Annotated in this window: 18 protein-coding genes; 17 read left to right on the forward strand and 1 reads right to left on the reverse strand. The window is 38.7% G+C overall.

Going from position 1 to position 16,082, the window contains the following annotated elements; genetic code table 11:
• Positions 1-130: 130 nt before the first annotated feature.
• The 4 genes from ACJVDH_RS05640 (at position 131) to ACJVDH_RS05655 (ending at position 3,596) form a co-directional block, all read left to right on the forward strand.
• Complete coding sequence (locus ACJVDH_RS05640; RefSeq protein WP_443946591.1) at positions 131-1,054, forward strand: RHS repeat-associated core domain-containing protein; 924 nt, start codon at positions 131-133, stop codon at positions 1,052-1,054.
• A gap of 4 nt (positions 1,055-1,058) precedes the next feature.
• A complete protein-coding gene (locus ACJVDH_RS05645; protein WP_443946592.1) occupies positions 1,059-1,412 on the forward strand; it encodes a hypothetical protein in 354 nt (117 codons plus the stop codon).
• Between the two features lie 314 nt (positions 1,413-1,726).
• Positions 1,727-3,244 carry an RHS repeat-associated core domain-containing protein gene (locus ACJVDH_RS05650; protein WP_443946593.1) on the forward strand — a complete coding sequence of 506 codons (1,518 nt, stop codon included), beginning with the start codon at positions 1,727-1,729 and terminating at the stop codon, positions 3,242-3,244.
• Positions 3,228-3,596: a hypothetical protein gene (locus ACJVDH_RS05655; protein ID WP_443946594.1), complete on the forward strand. Its 369-nt coding sequence runs from the start codon at positions 3,228-3,230 to the stop codon at positions 3,594-3,596. The genes ACJVDH_RS05650 and ACJVDH_RS05655 overlap by 17 nt, the downstream gene beginning before the upstream one ends.
• Positions 3,597-3,821: 225 nt before the next feature.
• Here the strand turns inward: ACJVDH_RS05655 and ACJVDH_RS05660 are convergent, their stop codons facing one another.
• Positions 3,822-3,950 carry a helix-turn-helix domain-containing protein gene (locus tag ACJVDH_RS05660; protein ID WP_443947604.1) on the reverse strand — a complete coding sequence of 43 codons (129 nt, stop codon included), beginning with the start codon at positions 3,948-3,950 and terminating at the stop codon, positions 3,822-3,824.
• A gap of 727 nt (positions 3,951-4,677) precedes the next feature.
• Here ACJVDH_RS05660 and ACJVDH_RS05665 point away from each other — a divergent pair.
• From ACJVDH_RS05665 to ACJVDH_RS05725, 13 genes are all read left to right on the forward strand, one after another.
• Positions 4,678-4,908, forward strand: a complete 231-nt coding sequence (locus ACJVDH_RS05665; RefSeq protein WP_443946595.1) for a hypothetical protein — start codon at positions 4,678-4,680, stop codon at positions 4,906-4,908.
• Between the two features lie 343 nt (positions 4,909-5,251).
• A complete protein-coding gene (locus ACJVDH_RS05670) occupies positions 5,252-5,545 on the forward strand; it encodes a hypothetical protein (protein WP_443947652.1) in 294 nt (97 codons plus the stop codon).
• A gap of 48 nt (positions 5,546-5,593) precedes the next feature.
• Positions 5,594-5,974 carry a hypothetical protein gene (locus tag ACJVDH_RS05675; protein WP_443946596.1) on the forward strand — a complete coding sequence of 127 codons (381 nt, stop codon included), beginning with the start codon at positions 5,594-5,596 and terminating at the stop codon, positions 5,972-5,974.
• Between the two features lie 18 nt (positions 5,975-5,992).
• A complete protein-coding gene (locus ACJVDH_RS05680) occupies positions 5,993-6,223 on the forward strand; it encodes a DUF7336 domain-containing protein (RefSeq protein ID WP_443946597.1) in 231 nt (76 codons plus the stop codon).
• Positions 6,224-6,465: 242 nt separating this feature from the next.
• Positions 6,466-7,458: an RHS repeat domain-containing protein gene (locus tag ACJVDH_RS05685; RefSeq protein WP_443947605.1), complete on the forward strand. Its 993-nt coding sequence runs from the start codon at positions 6,466-6,468 to the stop codon at positions 7,456-7,458.
• Positions 7,451-7,684, forward strand: coding sequence for a hypothetical protein (locus tag ACJVDH_RS05690; protein WP_443946598.1), 234 nt, complete (start codon positions 7,451-7,453; stop codon positions 7,682-7,684). The genes ACJVDH_RS05685 and ACJVDH_RS05690 overlap by 8 nt, the downstream gene beginning before the upstream one ends.
• Positions 7,685-7,893: 209 nt before the next feature.
• Entirely contained in the window at positions 7,894-8,739 is an 846-nt protein-coding gene (locus tag ACJVDH_RS05695) for a hypothetical protein (RefSeq protein WP_443946599.1), read from the forward strand.
• Positions 8,706-9,608, forward strand: coding sequence for an RHS repeat-associated core domain-containing protein (locus ACJVDH_RS05700; RefSeq protein WP_443946600.1), 903 nt, complete (start codon positions 8,706-8,708; stop codon positions 9,606-9,608). The genes ACJVDH_RS05695 and ACJVDH_RS05700 overlap by 34 nt, the downstream gene beginning before the upstream one ends.
• On the forward strand, positions 9,608-10,111 hold the full coding sequence (locus tag ACJVDH_RS05705) for a hypothetical protein (RefSeq protein WP_443946601.1): 504 nt from the start codon (positions 9,608-9,610) through the stop codon (positions 10,109-10,111). Before ACJVDH_RS05700 ends, ACJVDH_RS05705 begins: the two co-directional genes overlap by 1 nt.
• Positions 10,112-10,577: 466 nt before the next feature.
• Positions 10,578-10,994, forward strand: coding sequence for a type IV pilin protein (locus ACJVDH_RS05710; protein ID WP_443946602.1), 417 nt, complete (start codon positions 10,578-10,580; stop codon positions 10,992-10,994).
• A gap of 514 nt (positions 10,995-11,508) precedes the next feature.
• Positions 11,509-12,939 (forward strand): GspE/PulE family protein, encoded by a 1,431-nt coding sequence (locus ACJVDH_RS05715; protein WP_443946603.1) that lies wholly within the window; start codon positions 11,509-11,511, stop codon positions 12,937-12,939.
• Complete coding sequence (locus ACJVDH_RS05720; RefSeq protein WP_443946604.1) at positions 12,940-14,889, forward strand: type II secretion system protein GspD; 1,950 nt, start codon at positions 12,940-12,942, stop codon at positions 14,887-14,889.
• Entirely contained in the window at positions 14,889-16,079 is a 1,191-nt protein-coding gene (locus ACJVDH_RS05725) for a PilN domain-containing protein (RefSeq protein WP_443946605.1), read from the forward strand. Before ACJVDH_RS05720 ends, ACJVDH_RS05725 begins: the two co-directional genes overlap by 1 nt.
• Positions 16,080-16,082: the final 3 nt, after the last annotated feature.

A 16,082-nucleotide genomic window follows, 5' to 3' on the forward strand; every position in this document is an offset into this window, starting at 1 on the left:
GCCACGTTTTATTTCAATCCGCCAATAACAACCAATTGGAAGTCATTCATCGAGACGACTATTCATCTGTTATGTATTGTTTTTTCGGTATTCATGAGCTCGGCACAGCCTCGGTTACTATGCCTTTGGTATGCGTAAAAAGGGTTCTCCAAGTTCTCTTGTAAATAAGTACCTTTATAACGGCAAGGAGTTGCAAGAAGAGCTGGGAGATCAATATGATTATGGGGCGAGGTTCTATGATCCTGTGATAGCGAGGTGGAATGTGGTAGACGGTTTAGCAGAAAATCACTACTCAACCACAGGATACAACTATGTTCTGAGCAATCCAATAAATACAATTGATCCGTTAGGATTAGATACGGTTAAAGTTAATAACGTTACACCTGAAGTTTGGAATAATTTTAATACGAAGAAAGATCAAATTGGATTAGACGACATAACAGTAAGTGCAAATAAAGGGGAAGCTAGAGCATTGAAAGCGTACAATGCCGTTCTCGCTGAAGTTCGACTTAACTATAGAAACCAAACAGGAAACCTCTTTATGGGCTATCCTGATCGGTTAAATACTGATGCAAGTAATCTGTTTGTAAAAAGGTATTACACGGGTGCTGAGATAGATCCTTTTAGTGGAAAAGTATTAGGAGGTATTCCACTTCAAGATGCAAACTGGATTATAGATTTAGCAACTGGTGGTATTATAAGCTTGGTGAAGACAGGGGCGGCACTCACGGCTACGAATGCTGGAGGAAGAGTATTTTGGTCTGGCGGTAATATTGCAAAAGACGCTGCATTGGAATTTGCAAAATCTAACGGAATGAAAACCCTCGAAATGACAACAAGAGGTAGAATAATGAATGCAATTAGTCCATATTTGTCACGATCGATTTCAAACCCAATCTGGAATAGTTTATCAAGAAGTTTTGCAGAAGGTGCTAGAGGGGAAGTTAATTTTATTACAACATCATTGGGACCGAGGCCAACCAGTATCTGGATGACTATTGAAAAACCAATACTCGAACAAAACGGAGTAAATATAATAACTCATATAAAGTAGAATTATGATTAATATCTCAAAGCTTTTCTATTCTCCATTGTCGCTTAAAAGAAAAATTCTTGATATTGTAGAGGATATGAAACTTATTATTATACCTGTATGTCGGGAAAAATTTTGGATTGACTGGTATGGTGCCTACGATATAGATCCAAAGAATTTAGTAATTTGGATTTGCGTAGAATCGGACAAAATAAAATCAGAACTTAAGTTAAATTATGAAATAATGATCAAGCTTGAAGACACACTATGTAGACACAAATATCCTGAACAAGCAATACCTTTTGTTCAAATAGACTTTGAATCACAAGAAACAGTCGATAGGGATTCTAATGGTAATTGGTACCATCATTTTAAATAGTGCGAAGTTGACCTAATTTCATTTTTTTTGATGGCTTATCGTCAGCTTGCGCATTTTGGCGCGTAGCTGTACTCATGATTATAACCAAACGAAGCCTAACTTTGGGCTTCGTTTTCCCTCGCTGGCGCACGCGTGCTGCGTGTTAACAAAATTTTTGAACTTAAACCGAGCCCTGATTTTTCAGAGCTCGGTTTGGTTTTGAGCATTTTACGCATCAGTTAAAGGAAAAGAAACTACATAACGATGCGCAAACCACCAGCTACGCCTACAATGAACGCAGCTGGCTCACCAAAAGTACCAGCAACGAGTTCAGTATGGAGCTGAAATACCAGGATGGTACTATGCCCAGTTACAACGGTAATATTTCCAACCAATATTGGGGAACCGGAAATACGTTCCCTAACGTATTCACGTACACTTATGATAAACTCAACCGTTTGACAAAAGGTGCTAGTACTGGCGTGAGTATGAGTGAAGAACTCACTTATGATGTAATGGGCAATATTGAAACACTGGCGAGAGATGGCGGCAATCCAAACTGGTACGATTATCCAAACGGTAATCAGTTATGGTATGTTGCCTATATCAGTGACGGCTACGAATATGACGGTAATGGTAATGCTGTAGTCGATGGGCGTTTAAGAAAAACAGTTGAATTTAATCATTTGAATCTGCCAAAATCCGTATCAGGAATCAATTTAGCTTATACTTACGATGCTACCGGAAGAAAGCTGCGGAAAAACAACAATGGTAGTTTGCGCAATTATATTGATGGAATAGAATATAAACCAGAAGGAACAATAGATTTTATTCAAACCGAAGAAGGAATCGCACAGAACAATGGCAGTAACGAATACAGTTACCGCTATAACCTGAGTGATCATTTAGGGAATGTACGGGCCACGTTTTATTTCAATCCGGCCAATAACAACCAATTGGAAGTCATTCAGCGAGACGACTACTATGCCTTTGGAATGCGCAAGAAAGGTTCTCCAAGTTCTCTTGTAAATAAGTACCTTTATAACGGCAAGGAGTTGCAAGAAGAGCTGGGTGATCAATATGATTACGGGGCAAGGTTCTATGACCCGGTGATAGGGAGGTGGAATGTGGTGGATCCGCTGGCGGAACTGATGCGGAGACATTCTCCTTATAATTATGGATTCAATAATCCGATAAGGTTTATAGATCCTGATGGGATGGGCCCTGAATCAGTTCATTTAGATAAATACGGCACTGTATTAAAAAATGTTAATGATGGAGATAAAGGAGTTTATGTTCATGAAAAAGCTAAAACGGAGGCTGATATAAATAAGACTTATAGTGCTAAAAATACTGGCGCCGGTGGTGAAAAAATCGGCGAGCTAGGAGGGAATATCAGCATGGACAAGGTGTACTCAAACTTGTTAGATAAAAATATTAAAACTGCTGAAGGTATTTGGAGCCCTTGGACATTCAAAAATCTAGTAAAAAATCATGGAGATTGGGACTATAAAAATGATAAGGATCATATAATTGGTTTAGGTAATGATGGTAAAACAACTTTTTCTTTTGAAGGAAAAACCATGGAATCTCAGGATTTTGGTAATCACCACTATGGTGCAGTTGGCAAAGCCTATGGTTTACCCTCAGAAACATTACTAATTCAAGCAGGCAAGGCACAAATAGCTGCAGGAACATCTTTACCACAGTGGCAAAAATATATGACTACTACCACCAACACTCCCTATGGTGGGTCTACCACTTCAAGACACATGTTGCCACCTTATGGAGATGACCCAAGAGATCAAAAATGGATTAAATCAGGCTTTAATTATTATGATAAAAAATATTAGTAGGATTATAAAAATCACTATTCTGGCTATAGTAATAGCCTCTTTAGTGTATATTGGATATCTGTTTTTAACTTTTGATTTATTTGAAGTCAGTAATGATAAATTGAAAGTGATTAATGTTGAGGGAAAGCCATATAAAATTATTTTGTATCGAATCAATGGAAATGCTACCGTACAAAGTGGGATACAGGTTAGGAAAATATATAATGGCCAGGAATTAACTTTAAAACAATATGATAGGTATGATTCTCTAATGTTTTTTTCAATTAAAAATGATAGTTTAAAACTTGTGCTTAAAAACACCAATTTTATGAAACAAAAGCCTGATACTTTATTTCTTAAGATTCCATAGTGGCTTTAGTTCTTTCTGGTCTTAGCGTCTCGCTACGACATTAATATAAAAGATGGTCAAAGCCTGGCAGTCTAAAAATTGCCGGGCTTTTTTATGCTACCCAAAAGTTAGCCTACTCTTAGCCTCCCGTATAAGTGAGCCAAGGGCTTGTAAAATATGTGTTCTATCTTCTGCCTTTTGAGCTTGAAGTTCGATAATCTGCTTAAACAAATCTTGGTCGAGTTCCTAGTCGGAAAGCCCTGTGAGGTAATCGAGTGATACACCTAAGCCATCGGCCATTCTAGCTGCCATTCTAATAGACGGTTTTACTTCCCCACGTTCGTATCTTCTTATTACTGGAGCCTGTACGTCCAGCTGTTAAGCTAAGTCATTTTGTGATACTTTTCGCTTTTTACAGGCGGTTCACTCAGCTCCCTTTTTTCTGGTTACTTCGGGCTTCATATCCTCCAGTCTTTGCGCCCAGTATCTTTATAACTCGCTGGTCTGGTTACCTATCGTTGTGTTCGTTTCATTTGTGCTGATGTCCAATATTTCGCAAACTTTCTCAATCAGTTGCTCCGTTTGGATGCCGTTGTACAGGTCGAGGTTTTGCCAATATGCATTCTGTTTGTTATCAGTTTCTATGATTTTTAGCGTTACTTTCAGTTGGACCTAGTTAACAATTAAACAGGCTCAAGAGCCCGGTATTTTATCGGGCTCATTCCGTTTAAATTGAGTTCGATTTTATCTTTTTATAGTGTTGATTATATTCGGTTATGTCCTTTTTAAGTTCATCAACTGAGTTGTGTTTTTTAAGTTAGACATCTCGGATTTAATAATTCCGAAGAAGTTCTCGATTATAGCATAATCGTAACAATTTCCTTTTCGCGACATACCCTGTATTATACCTTTTTCCCTTAGCATCTGTGCTTATGGCTAGCACCTGGAGAATCTCTATATTCCGGTTGTTATCCTGAATAGGCTTTACCGGATTTGGTATCACGTATGAACGCCTTTGTCAGAAATAGGAGTTTACTAATATGATGCCAACGGTAACGCGATAGTAGACGGGTGCTTGCTTTACAATGTAGAATGCAGTCATTTGAACTTGCCCAAAGCTGTACCCAGTATCAATTTAAACTATACTTATGATGCTACCGGAAGAAAGCTCCGCAAGAACAACAATAATAGCCTGCGCAATTATATTGATGGAATAGAATACAAACCAGAAGGAACAATAGATTTTATTCAAACCGAAGAAGGAATCGCACAGAATAATGGCAGTAATGAATACAGTTACCGCTATAACCTGAGTGATCATATCCTGTCCTGAGCTTGCCGAAGGGTGGGGAATGTGCGAGCCACGTTTTATTTTAATCCGGCCAATAACAACCAATTGGAAGTCATTCAGCGAGACGACTATTCATCTGTTATGTATTGTTTTTTCGGTATTCATGAGCTCGGCACAGCCTCGGTTACTATGCCTTTGGAATGCGCAAAAAGGGTTCTCCAAGTTCTACTGTAAATAAGTACCTTTATAACGGCAAGGAGTTGCAAGAAGAGCTGGGTGATCAGTATGATTATGGCGCGCAAGGTTCTACGATCCTGTGATAGCGAGATGGAATGTGGTGGATCCGTTTGGTGAAGATTACGATGACGTCTCTCCATATAATTATGTGCTGAACAACCCTGTAAATTACATTGATCCGGATGGAATGTGGGTAGATAGTGAACCGTTTGGCCTCAGGTCTACCGTAGTTGATGAGCAAGGTAAGATAATAAAACATACCGATGACGGAGACAATTCAGTATATCACGTTGTAGATCGGAACAAGTACGATAAGGATCCCACAACTGGCAGGGGAAAAATAGGCACAGAGATGGAGGGGATCGATTACAACAACCTAATTGGCCAACAATTAAACCCATTGAACTATGATCCCAATCCAATATTTTTAAACACGGTTTGAGTAACGGCAAAGAAATCAAGTTCAGCTTGGGCTGCCGTTGGGCTTGGCTTGTCTCTCCGTACTGGAACATTATGGGGAGTTGAGGGCGCAAATCCAGAGCCTTTTTCAAAAACTATTGGTGCAATTGCGTTGACAGCTTATTCCGCCTACGTAATTGGCGACGCAACTATTGAATATTTCTATGATAAAAAAAGGGCTGAGAAGTGGGAGGAACGAATTTCACATACCAAATCTTCTAAGAAAAGTGGCAAAGAGAAATCTTCTGATGTTCCTTCATGGGCTCGTGGGCTCAAGCCTAAACCGGGCGAATCTGGAAGTGGTTTTGCAAAAAGGGTTTTAGATGGACAATATGGCGAAGGTGGTTGGAGTGGTACAGGCCCCGGCTCAGAATATAATAAACTAAAAAAAAGAGGTGATAGAGGTAATTGATTTAATAATATTGTAATTATGATTATTGAAATAGTTTATTTATTGTGGCATACACATGTTAATGAAAACCTTGAGGATGGTGAAGATGTAAAATTAATTGGTGCTTACAGTACAAGAGAAAAAGCTGAAGAAGCACTTTCCCGTTCTATAAGACTAGAAGGCTTTAAAGATTTTCCAGAAGGCTTTGAAATTTCAGCCTACAAATTAGATAAAGATGAGTGGACATCTGGTTTTGTAACCGAAAATTAAAGAATTCATTAGATGTCGTGTTCCGTCGCTGGCGTACGCGTGCCACGTGTGAACACAACTATTAAACACCAAACGAGTCCTGAGATTTTTCGGGGCTCGTTTGGTTTTATGTCATTCCCAACAACCAATATTTTCAACGACGCGTATGGCAAATTCAACAGCTTTAGTTCAGCATCAAAAAGCGATAGGCAAATGAGTGAAAATTTGACCTATGATTCATCTGTTGTTTATTTTTTATCGGTATTCGTGAGCTAGGCAAAGTCGTTTACTGTGCCTTTGGTATGCGCAAGAAAGGCTCTCCAAATTCTACTGTAAATAAGTACCTTTATAACGGCAAGGAGTTGCAAGAAGAGCTGGGTGATCAATATGATTACGGGGCAAGGTTCTATGACCCGGTGATAGGGAGGTGGAATGTGGTGGACAAGAAAGCCGAGCTGTATTTTAGTCATTCTCCTTATGTTTATGCTCTAAACACGCCAGTCAATGCTATTGACCCTGACGGGAATCTAGTAATTTTTATTAATGGGCAGCATACGGGAGACGGCGCTTCAGGTTATCAAAATGGCGGTGACAATTGGCGAGGTACTTATAATTATTGGAGAAGTAAAAATAATGGTGCCTTTGATATAAAGGTTATGGATAGGCTTGGAGATCATAATGCAATTTATAGAGATGGTAGTAATGGCGGCTTTTTTAATACTATAACTGGAGGGGGAAGTAAATTTGGCTTGTGGGGAACAATTTTTGGAGGATCTAATCTAACAATTGAAAATAGAACTCAAGCAGGTTATTATCAGGCATTAAGTGATGCTGGAATGATTATTGCTAATTTATCTAGGGACAAACAGGGGAACATCACAGAATCAATAAAAGTTATTACACATAGTATGGGAGGGGCATATGGTAAAGGTTATATTGCTGGCTTATTAGATTATATTAAGAAAAATAACATTTCTGGTGTAGACATTGCCTTTGAAGCAGATTTTGCTGCATTTCAGTCTGGCAAACAAAAAGCCATTGAAGGAGTAAAAACATTTCAAATTGCTAATGATAATGACGGAGTTGCTAATAACAAATTACTTGGAAGTCCCTTCAAAGAAATGAGCGGAGCTGAAGTTATTACAGATAAAAGTAAAGACAAGGGACATTCAATATTCGATTTTTTAGATAAGGTGAATCAATTACCTGCAGGAACTTACAAGGTAATTAATGGTAATATTTATAAAAATGATTAAGTTATTTAACAATCCACTTAAATTGGTTGCATTATGGATCGCTTTCACTATACCTACGTCAATAATATTGATTATTTCTTCAGGTATTTTGACCACAGGAGGTGAACAATGGCCATTAAGAATCATTGGTCGCGCTGTCATTTTGATTCCGTCTGGGGGATTAATTATTAGTATTTTATCACCTTTTTTTTTATTTCTTGGAGCAAAAGATATTGGTATTTGGTAATCTTATCTATTTCAGTATTTGCACTACCTGTCTTCATCTATTTTGGTTAATTCCGTTCTCGCTGCTACACTAGTGCCGTAAGTGAACATATTAAACAGTAACGGAGTCCTGATTTTTTAGGACTCCGTTACTGTTTAAGGTCATCTGGAAACATCAATACCCAGGCAAAAATAGCCTTAAACCATTATGTATATAATGAGCTGGGGCAATTGAAAGAAAAGAAGTTGCATAACGATGCGCAAACCACCAGTTACGCTTACAATGAAAGGGGGTGGTTAACCAAAAGTACCAGCAACGAGTTCAGTATGGAGCTGAAATATCAGGACGGAACTAACCCCAATTACAACGGTAACATATCCAACCAATACTGGGGAACCGGAAATACGTTCCCTAACGTATTCACCTATCAATATGACAAACTTAACCGTTTGACAAAAGGCAGTAGTACTGGGGTGAGTATGAGTGAAGAACTCACTTATGATGTAATGGGCAATATTGAAACCCTGGCGAGAGATGGCGGCAATCCAAACTGGTACGATTACCCGAACGGTAACCAATTGTGGTATGTTGGTTATGTAACCGACGGCTATGAATATGACGCCAATGGAAATGCGATAGTAGACGGACGTTTGCACTTTAATGTTGAATACAATCAACTGAACTTGCCTAAACGCATCTCCAACATCAATTTGAACTATACCTATGATGCTACCGGAAGAAAGCTGCGGAAAAACAGCAATAATAGCCTGCGCAATTATATTGATGGGATAGAATACAAACCAGAAGGAACAATAGATTTTATTCAAACCGAAGAAGGAATCGCACAGAATAATGGAAGTAATGAATACAGTTACCGCTACAACCTGAGTGATCATTTAGGGAATGTACGGGCCACGTTTTATTTCAATCCGGCCAATAACAACCAATTGGAAGTCATTCAGCGAGACGATTATTCATCTGTTATGTATTGTTTTTTCGGTATTCATGAGCTCGGCACAGCCTCGGTTACTATGCCTTTGGTATGCGGAAGAAGGGTTCTCCAAGTTCTCTTGTAAATAAGTACCTTTATAACGGCAAGGAGTTGCAAGAGGAGCTGGGTGATCAATATGATTACGGCGCAAGGTTCTATGACCCGGTGATAGCTAGATGGAATGTGGTGGATGGTCTAGCCGAAAACCATTATTCAATAACTGGATATAATTACGTTTTAAATAACCCAATTAATACGATTGATCCGTTAGGTTTAGATACTGTAAAAGTTAATAATGTTACGCCAGAAGTTTGGCATAATTTTAATACTAAAAATGATCAAATTGGATTAGATGATGTTACTATTGGAGCTAACCGAGGAGAAGCGAGGGCGTTAAGTGCTTATAATGCCGTTTATTCTGAGGTAAAGAGTAATTACCGAAACCAGACAGGAAGCTTGTTTGGAGAATATCCGGATCGACTTCAATCCGATGCAACCGATCTTTTTTTGAAAAGGTATTACACGGGTGCTGAGATAGATCCTTTTAGTGGAAAAGTATTAGGAGGTATTCCACTTCAAGATGCAAACTGGATTATAGATTTAGCAGTAGGAGGTATTTATAGTCTTGTTAAGACTCCAGCAGCTATTTCGGCAGTTGAGGGAGGGACAAATTTGGTATATCAAGGAATTGATAAAGCTGGTGTTGTAAGGTATGTTGGTATTACTGAAAGAGACGCAGCCGTTAGATTTGCAGAACATTTAAATTCTGGAACAGCCAAATCACTTTTACAATATCGTGTAGTAGATGGTGCAACAGGTTTATCAAGAACCGGAGCCAGAGTTTGGGAACAAACTTTAATCAATCAATTCGGCTTACAAAAGAATGGTGGTTTGTTGCTGAACAAAATAAATTCAATCGCCCCAAAGAACTGGTGGCAATACGGTATCAAATAATGGCAAGAGTAAACACAAAAATAGGCGATGTCTTTTCAGTTAAGATAGACGGCGACAACAAAAGGTATTTTCAGTACATCATTAGCGACCTTACTCAATTGAACAGCGATGTAATCAGGGTATTTAAGAAAAAATATCCATTAAATGCTAACCCTGCCTTATCAGAAATCGTAGAGGGGGAAGTAGAGTTTTATGCCCATTGTGTTACAAAGCTTGGGCTTAAAATGGGCTATTGGGAAAGTGTTGGAAATATTGGCGAGACAGGAAACACAACAAGTATTTTATTTAGAGATACAAATGATTATGGCTCAAAGCCAGGAGAGCAAATTAAAATATCTCATAAGTGGTACGTATGGCGGGTTAATGATAATGCTTTTACCCGAGTAGGGAAATTGGAAGGAGAAAACCGAAAAGCAGAAATCGGAATTGTTATAAGTCCTGATAGCCTAGTCTACAGAATACAAACAGGGGAATACGATTTTGTATATCCTGAATTTGAATGAGAAGTAAAAACTACGGTAGAAGCTCAATGAACCCTCCGCTGGCGCACGCGCGCCGCGTGTTCTCACAGCTATAAACATCAAACGAGTCCTGATATTTTTCAGGACTCGTTTTGTTTTAGTTCGTTTTCATTTCAATATTTTTAACTTGGGATATAACTAGCTCAAAATAAATGGAATTTCCTTCTAAATAATTAACATCACAAATATGCAGATAATCTATAATTGTTTATTAATGTATAGAATATCTAAGATGCTTAACACCATTTAATACTCAAGGAAATAGACCACCTCTATGATTGTGTGTAAAAGACATAAATACTCAGAAAAAAAACTAAAAAATGTATAATTCTCCGCATATTAGCGGGCGCAAGTTTCTGCTGGGATGCATTTGATATTTACTTTTTGTTTATACCCTATATATTATCTGTATTTTAGCGTGTTTTTTGCCAAACAAACGAAATACATCATGAATAAAAAAATTAACGCCAAACTCACCGCTTACACGCTGACCGAGATTCTCATTGTATTGGTTATTATCGGAATTCTGGTGTTGCTTGCTTTACCGAACCTTATGCCATTAATAACTAAAGCCAAAACAACCGAAGCCAAACTACAACTGGAACATCTGGCTAAACTGGAACAAAGCTATTTTTATGAACATTCAAAATACTCCAGCGATGTAAATGAAATTGGCTTTATTCAGGAAAAACTGACTACAGACGGACAGGATGGAAAAGCAAATTATAAAATAGAAATCACGGCAGCCTCAAATAATACATTTACAGCAAAAGCTACCGCCGTAGCCGATTTTAACGGAAACGGTACCTTTAATGTTTGGCAGATTGATCAGGACAAAAACCTTAAAGAAGTAGTTGCCGACTAATGTTTTATCTGATTGCAAGCATAAATTTTGTACTTGCTTTTATTGTTTATCAGGATTATAAATATAGAGGTGTGTACTGGTGGTTATTCCCTGCATTATTTTGTGGCCTGGCAATGTGGTCTTCAGAAAAAAATGGTTGGCATATAACCTTCGATCAGCTGTGGCAAAATGGGCTTTTTGTTCTTTTGCAGGTAGTCTTACTCAATCTGTATATTTCCTTAAAAAACAGAAGGCTTACAAACATTTTTAAAGGATATTTTGGTCTGGGCGATTTACTGTTCTTACTATCCATCACCGTTTACTTCCCCTTTGTTGAGTTTTTGATTTTTTATGTTTTTAGTTTAGTTATAGTAATTCTTACCAGCACCATGTTCTCTCTTATAAAATTGACCGATAATAAAAAAATACCGCTCGCGGGTCATCAGGCACTGATCATGTTAATCATCATGATTTCAGATACTTTCGGTTTAAATTTTCTGGAGCAAATAACAGAGCGGGTGCAGAGCCATGTATTATGATGATAGAAGAATTGGGAGCCGATAGTCAGAACCTTATTGCCAAAGATGTTGCTTTGCAATACCGGGTATTTCCATACAAAAAGGATGGAAGTAAACTGTATTTATATTGTGCAGATTCTGTAGATGCCACATCTTTGGCCGAAGAGCTGGAAGTTATTCTGGATTTGCAGATTCACCTGGTAAGCATAGCCGATGGCGAGATCAATAAAATGCTATCCAAACATTATTTGAACGATGGACAGCGCGAAACACAAAGTTCTTCCGTTTCACGGATTTCAGCAGAAGGAGATTTTTTAAAAACCCTTATTGAAGAGGCCAGAAAACTCAAGAGCAGCGATATTCATATTGAAACTTTCGAGAAAAAATCAAGGGTACGAATCCGGATTGACGGAATGATGATTGAACGGTATGAAGTGTCTAAAGAAGAATATCCGTCGCTGATCAACAAAATCAAAATTATGGCCAACCTGGATATCGCCGAAAAGCGTTTGCCTCAGGATGGAAGAATTCAGTACCGGCCAAGAACGCAGGTGCCATTTGATATACGCGTATCCGTACTACCAACCTTATATGGCGAAAAAGTAGTGTTGCGTTTACTCAACAACAGCAGCACAGATATAGATTTAAATGTTTTGGGACTTGCTGAACAGGATTTGGAAAATTATCTGCAAGGCGTACAAAGGCCAAACGGTATTATCTTAATCAGTGGTCCTACAGGTTCAGGAAAAACAACAACCTTGTATGCAACGTTAAAGTTGTTAAATAAAAGTACCCGAAATATTTTAACAATTGAAGACCCGATTGAATACACTCTTGAAGGTGTAAATCAGGTTCAGCTTAAAGAAAGCATCGGGTTGGGATTTGCATCAACATTACGTACTTTCCTGCGTCAGGATCCGGACGTGATTATGGTTGGAGAGATTCGTGATCCGGATACCGCAAACATGGCCATCCGGGCAGCACTAACGGGGCACCTGGTCTTATCTACTATTCACACCAATTCTGCATGGGGTACGGTTTCAAGGCTAATCGATATGGGAATCCCGGCGTTTTTATTGGCCAACACTTTAAATACTTCAATAGCGCAGCGACTTGTCCGTCTTTTGTGTCCATTTTGCAAAGAGGAAGCCGATTTCGATACGCATCGGTATCCCCGCCATTTTAAAGCTCCATTTTCTGTAAAAACACATTGCATACCAAAAGGTTGTGAACAGTGTTACTACACGGGTTACAAAGGGCGTAAAGCCGTTTATGAGGTTGTGCCGATTGATGCAGACCTGGCGCAAGAAATCCGAATCGGCAATATGGCCATCGATCCTATTCTGAAAGAAAAAAATATTAATACCCTCTCTGGAAATGCCTTTTCGCTTTTTGCTCAGGGTGAAACGGCCCTGGAAGAGATTTACCCATTACTTTTGTCCATCTAAATGAAAAAGACATTTACCTTTTCTACGCTTATTGCGCTCTGCATGTTGTTTTTTACAGGTATAGCTTTAGCCCAGTCACAAAACAACGCAGATAATGACCGTATAAACCGGATAGATGAACGGTTACACAATCTTGCTGTGATGGTTCCCGGATTAAATCAAACAGTTCAGCTTTCTATGGCGGGCGCATCGGCACAGGAATTTTTAAGGGCCTTAGCACAGGCCAATAATCTGAATATAAATATTGATTCTCAGTTAAATTTTAAGGTATATACCAATTTTAGAAATGAGACTGCGCTTAATATTCTTCTATTTATAGCCAAAGAATATGGAGTTGATATCAACATGATCGGTTCGATCATGTCTGTCACAAAAGCGGCACCGCCACGTGTAGTCGTTCAGCCCAAGGACTTTCGGGTTACCTACACCGCCTCAAACGATTATTTGGGTTTTGAATTGAACAATGATACCCTTGGTCAGGTAACCAAAAAGATTAGTCAATTGTCGGGCAAGAATGTTGTGGTGCCCGTCAATTTATTAACTAAAAAGGTTAGCGCTTTTATTGCAGCTGCACCATTCGAAGTTGCATTGGAGAAAATGGCCTATGCAAATGAGTTAAAATTAAATAAAACCAATGATGGGGTCTTTATTTTTCAGGCTTTGGGCGAAGGCGAAGAGTTGTATGTAAACAGTGATCATGCGACTGCTGTGAAGCGAAATAGTAAGCCGAGTCAACAAGGAGGCGCGTCGGCAGGCAATTTTAATGTTACAGGTCGGAAAGATGCTGCAGGAAACCGCTATTTATCGGTTGATGCATTGAATACTCCAATTATAGATTTGGTAAAATCAGCTTCCAATGAAGTTAATGCAAACTATTTTATTTACTCGGAAATCAAAGGTTCAGTAAGTACCAGAATTAATAATGTTGACTTTGATACTTTTTTACGCTCGCTATTTCAGGGTACAGAATATACCTACAAAAAGGACGGTCCGGTATATTTAATTGGCGATCGGAAACTTGAAGGTTTACGCACCAACAAAATCATTCAATTGCAGCACCGCTCGCTGGATACTATCCAGATGATGATTCCGAATGAATGGAAAAAAGGAGTGGAAATAAAAGAATTCAGGGAACAAAATACGATCCTGCTTTCTGGTTCTGCACCTCAGATTTCTGAAATTGAAGCGTACATAAAACAGATTGACCGGGTAGTTCCAATGGTTTTGATAGAAGTAACATTGGTTGACGTGCGCAAAGGCAAAACCGTAAAAACGGGAATTACAGCAGGTGTATCTGATAGCGTTAAGACCGGTGGTACCATTTTGCCTGGTATTGATTATACTTTTGGCGCAAATTCAATCAACAAATTTCTCTCGAAACTAGGGAGTAACAATTCTATAAATCTGGGGCGCGTTACGCCTAATTTTTATGTTGGTTTAAGCGCACTTGAAACCAATAGCAATGTAGACATTCGGTCTGTTCCTAAATTATCAACGTTAAATGGACATTCAGCCAATCTCAGTATTGGAAGTTCCAGGTACTATAGTCAGCGAACACAAAATGTAATTTCATCTTTAAACTCTCAAACTGTAGTCACAGAACAATTTACTGAGGTAAATGCGAATCTTGAAATTGATATTCGTCCGGTTGTATCGGGAGACGATCAGGTCACTTTAAATATTAAAGTCAATATATCAGATTTTATTGGCACTCCTCCGGAAAATGCACCCCCACCAAAGTCTACCAGTAAATTTAGTTCGATTATCCGGGCAAGAAATGAAGATATGATTGTTCTTGGAGGTATTGAGCGAACCGAGACAAGTGAAAATGGATCGGGAATCCCGATTTTGTCTCGTATCCCTGTTCTCAAATGGTTATTCAGCAGCCGGGAAAAAACAAATAATAAGGTGGTCACATTGGTATTTATTAAACCGACAATCCTTTACTAATGCAATTGGAACTCTTCGAAAATATCTTAGGTTTGGAATTGCAGATTTTATCAGATCAACTCTACAAGTGCAACTACGTCATTCTGAGTCAGCATAAAAAGCAGTTGCAGCTTACCGAAAAGGGGTTTTCTGAAGGCACTCTGCCAACCATCTTGCAAAAAATCCCGAAGAAGTTTCCGGTTGCCCTGAGCATTTCGGGTAAAGGCATCATCCATAAAAGCATCATTTTAAAGGAGAACGCTAACCTAAACTATATTAAAGAAGCTTTTCCATCGGTTGAAGAAAAGGAATTTTATATTCAGGAGACACTGATTGACAATCATTTAACCATGAGTATTGCACGTTGTGGTCTTGTGGATGACATTGTTGGAATTTTTCTTCGTGCAGGGTTAAATATACTCAACCTTACGTTTGGTGGTCTGGCGGTTTCAAATATCCATGAACTTCTGTCTTTTTCAAATGGCGATAACCCGATAGACAGGCATATATTCACCTATACCGAAAATCAGCAATTTGCTGGTTACCGATACCAAAGCGGCGAAGTGGTGAATAAAGCATACACTTTGGCAGGGACGGAAATGCCGGAAAATGATGTGGTTGCCTATGCAAATGCTTTCCAGCTCTTTTTGTATAACCGCCTGATCAAAATTAATGTACCTCACTCTGAGATAGATCGCGCTTTAGAAAATTTCATCGAACAATGGAAAATAAAGAAAATAGGCATATTTTATCTGGGTGGCTTATTTGCCGCACTGCTGATTAGTTTTCTTTTATTCTCACATTACAATGCAGAAAATGCACGTCTAAGCGAATCGGCCGGAAATATAGCTTCAAATACAGAAGAGCTTGATTTATTCAAAAAAAACATTGCAGAAAACGAGAACATACTGAAACGCTTCAATTGGAATGGAGGCTATAACTACGGCCTGCTTATCGATCAGATTGGACGCACAATGCCCCGACAGATTAGGTTAAAGAGATTACTGTTTAATGATTTTAAAAATCCAAAAGACGTAGAGACGCGCCAACCCAACCTCAGCATTCAAGGCGAAACGAGTAACCTCGCTGCCGTTAACAATTGGATTTTCCTGTTAAAAGAAAAAAAATGGATTAAAAGTGTTGAATTGGTAAGCTATGAAGAGGATAGCCAGTCAGACTTTTACGTATTTAACATTTCGATAAAATATTAAACC

The organism is Pedobacter terrestris (assembly GCF_052343045.1).
Taxonomy (GTDB): domain Bacteria; phylum Bacteroidota; class Bacteroidia; order Sphingobacteriales; family Sphingobacteriaceae; genus Pedobacter.

Bases quoted from the DNA above. Each gene is read 5' to 3' on its own strand.
- ACJVDH_RS05640 (WP_443946591.1), top strand. From the start codon at position 131: ATGCGTAAAAAGGGTTCTCCAAGTTCTCTTGTAAATAAGTACCTTTAT.
- ACJVDH_RS05645 (WP_443946592.1), top strand. From the start codon at position 1,059: ATGATTAATATCTCAAAGCTTTTCTATTCTCCATTGTCGCTTAAAAGA.
- ACJVDH_RS05650 (WP_443946593.1), top strand. From the start codon at position 1,727: ATGGAGCTGAAATACCAGGATGGTACTATGCCCAGTTACAACGGTAAT.
- ACJVDH_RS05655 (WP_443946594.1), top strand. From the start codon at position 3,228: ATGATAAAAAATATTAGTAGGATTATAAAAATCACTATTCTGGCTATA.
- ACJVDH_RS05680 (WP_443946597.1), top strand. From the start codon at position 5,993: ATGATTATTGAAATAGTTTATTTATTGTGGCATACACATGTTAATGAA.
- ACJVDH_RS05690 (WP_443946598.1), top strand. From the start codon at position 7,451: ATGATTAAGTTATTTAACAATCCACTTAAATTGGTTGCATTATGGATC.
- ACJVDH_RS05700 (WP_443946600.1), top strand. From the start codon at position 8,706: ATGCGGAAGAAGGGTTCTCCAAGTTCTCTTGTAAATAAGTACCTTTAT.
- ACJVDH_RS05705 (WP_443946601.1), top strand. From the start codon at position 9,608: ATGGCAAGAGTAAACACAAAAATAGGCGATGTCTTTTCAGTTAAGATA.
- ACJVDH_RS05710 (WP_443946602.1), top strand. From the start codon at position 10,578: ATGAATAAAAAAATTAACGCCAAACTCACCGCTTACACGCTGACCGAG.
- ACJVDH_RS05715 (WP_443946603.1), top strand. From the start codon at position 11,509: ATGATGATAGAAGAATTGGGAGCCGATAGTCAGAACCTTATTGCCAAA.
- ACJVDH_RS05720 (WP_443946604.1), top strand. From the start codon at position 12,940: ATGAAAAAGACATTTACCTTTTCTACGCTTATTGCGCTCTGCATGTTG.
- ACJVDH_RS05725 (WP_443946605.1), top strand. From the start codon at position 14,889: ATGCAATTGGAACTCTTCGAAAATATCTTAGGTTTGGAATTGCAGATT.